This is a genomic window from Psychromonas sp. SP041 (assembly GCF_000470315.2).
In the GTDB taxonomy this organism is placed as follows: domain Bacteria; phylum Pseudomonadota; class Gammaproteobacteria; order Enterobacterales; family Psychromonadaceae; genus Psychromonas.
This window is the reverse complement of record NZ_CBRF02000076.1, coordinates 1-2,944: the sequence shown is the minus strand read 5'-3', so window position 1 is coordinate 2,944 and position 2,944 is coordinate 1. Positions and strand designations below refer to the sequence as shown.

Annotated in this window: 1 rRNA gene; it reads left to right on the top strand. The window is 49.6% G+C overall.

Annotation, left to right across the window (positions count from 1 at the left end):
- Window positions 1-21: 21 nt before the first annotated feature.
- Window positions 22-2,910, top strand: a 23S ribosomal RNA gene (locus tag SP041_RS20550).
- Window positions 2,911-2,944 lie beyond the last annotated feature (34 nt).

Here is a 2,944-nt window from a genome sequence, read left to right as displayed (position 1 = left end):
GACACTTTTTAGGTGTTGTATGGTTAAGTGAATAAGCGTGCACGGTGGATGCCTAGGCAATTAGAGGCGATGAAGGACGTGGTAATCTGCGATAAGTCCAGGGGAGTTGATAACAAGCGTTATATCCTGGAATCTCCGAATGGGGCAACCCGGCACTTAGTGTCATCGGCTAGTGAATACATAGCTAGTCGAAGCAAACGAGGGGAACTGAAACATCTAAGTACCCTTAGGAAAAGAAATCAACCGAGATTCCGAAAGTAGCGGCGAGCGAAATCGGAACAGCCCTTAAGCTGTTTAAAAGTTAGTGGAATGCTCTGGAAAGTGCAACGGTACAAGGTGATAGTCCTGTACACAAAAACTTCTTTACAGTGAAAACGAGTAAGACGGGACACGAGAAATCCTGTTTGAATATGGGGGGACCATCCTCCAAGGCTAAATACTCCTAATTGACCGATAGTGAACCAGTACCGTGAGGGAAAGGCGAAAAGAACCCCTGTGAGGGGAGTGAAATAGAACCTGAAACCGTGTACGTACAAGCAGTAGGAGCGGATTTATTCCGTGACTGCGTACCTTTTGTATAATGGGTCAACGACTTAATTTCAGTAGCAAGGTTAACCGTTTAGGGGAGCCGTAGGGAAACCGAGTCTTAACTGGGCGAATAGTTGCTGGGATTAGACCCGAAACTTGGTGATCTAGCCATGAGCAGGTTGAAGGTTGAGTAACATCAACTGGAGGACCGAACCCACTAATGTTGAAAAATTAGGGGATGACTTGTGGCTGGGGGTGAAAGGCCAATCAAACCAAGAGATAGCTGGTTCTCCTCGAAAGCTATTTAGGTAGCGCCTCATGTATCACTGTTGGGGGTAGAGCACTGTTAAGGCTAGGGGGTCATCCCGACTTACCAACCCTTTGCAAACTCCGAATACCAACAAGTGCAATCATGGGAGACACACGGCGGGTGCTAACGTCCGTCGTGGAAAGGGAAACAACCCAGACCGCCAGCTAAGGTCCCAAAGTATATGTTAAGTGGGAAACGATGTGGGAAGGCTTAGACAGCTAGGAAGTTGGCTTAGAAGCAGCCATCTTTTAAAGAAAGCGTAATAGCTCACTAGTCGAGTCGGCCTGCGCGGAAGATTTAACGGGGCTAAACATATCACCGAAGCTGCGGACGCATATTTATATGCGTGGTAGAGGAGCGTTCTGTAAGCCGTCGAAGGGAAAGCTGTAAGGCATCCTGGAGGTATCAGAAGTGCGAATGTTGACATGAGTAACGATAAGGGGGGTGAAAAACCTCCCCGCCGGAAGACCAAGGGTTCCTGTCCAACGTTAATCGGGGCAGGGTGAGTCGACCCCTAAGGCGAGGCCGAAAGGCGTAGTCGATGGGAAACGGGTTAATATTCCCGTACCCTTTATTATTGCGATGGGAGGACGGAGAAGGCTAGGTGGGCCTGGCGATGGTTGTCCAGGTTCAAGTATGTAGGCGGGAGACTTAGGTAAATCCGGGTTTCTACTAACGCTGAGATACGATGTCGAGGTACTAAGGTACTGAAGTCATTGATGCCATGCTTCCAGGAAAAGTCTCTAAGCTTCAGATAATAAAGGATCGTACCCCAAACCGACACAGGTGGTCAGGTAGAGAATACCAAGGCGCTTGAGAGAACTCGGGTAAAGGAACTAGGCAAAATGGTACCGTAACTTCGGGAGAAGGTACGCCTTTGGCGGTGATGAGACTTGCTCTCTAAGCTGCTAGAGGCCGAAGATACCAGATGGCTGCAACTGTTTATTAAAAACACAGCACTCTGCTAAATCGTAAGATGACGTATAGGGTGTGACGCCTGCCCGGTGCCGGAAGGTTAATTGATGAGGTTAGACTTAGGTCGAAGCTTTTGATCGAAGCCCCGGTAAACGGCGGCCGTAACTATAACGGTCCTAAGGTAGCGAAATTCCTTGTCGGGTAAGTTCCGACCTGCACGAATGGCGTAATGATGGCCATGCTGTCTCTACCCGAGACTCAGTGAAGTTGAAATCGCAGTGAAGATGCTGTGTACCCGCGGCTAGACGGAAAGACCCCGTGAACCTTTACTATAGCTTAGCAGTGAACTTAGAGCCTACATGTGTAGGATAGGTGGGAGGCTTTGAAGCGTTGTCGCCAGATGACGTGGAGCCAATCTTGAAATACCACCCTTGTATGTTTTGAGTTCTAACCATGGCCCCTGAATCGGGGTTTGGGACACTGTTTGGTGGGTAGTTTGACTGGGGCGGTCTCCTCCTAAAGAGTAACGGAGGAGTACGAAGGTTGGCTAATCACGGTCGGACATCGTGAGGTTAGTACAATGGTATAAGCCAGCTTAACTGCGAGACAGACACGTCGAGCAGGTACGAAAGTAGGTCATAGTGATCCGGTGGTTCTGAATGGAAGGGCCATCGCTCAACGGATAAAAGGTACTCCGGGGATAACAGGCTGATACCGCCCAAGAGTTCATATCGACGGCGGTGTTTGGCACCTCGATGTCGGCTCATCACATCCTGGGGCTGAAGTCGGTCCCAAGGGTATGGCTGTTCGCCATTTAAAGTGGTACGCGAGCTGGGTTTAGAACGTCGTGAGACAGTTCGGTCCCTATCTGCCGTGGGCGTTTGAGAATTGAGAGGGGCTGCTCCTAGTACGAGAGGACCGGAGTGGACGAACCGCTGGTGTTCGGGTTGTATCGCCAGATGCATTGCCCGGTAGCTACGTTCGGAATCGATAACCGCTGAAAGCATCTAAGCGGGAAGCGAGCCTCAAGATGAGTTCTCACTGGAACTTTAAGTTCCCTAAAGGGCCGTTGGAGACTACAACGTTGATAGGCAAGGTGTGTAAGTGCAGTAATGTATTGAGCTAACTTGTACTAATTACCCGTGAGGCTTAACCATACAACACCTAAGTGGTGTTGGTGTTTACCAAGAC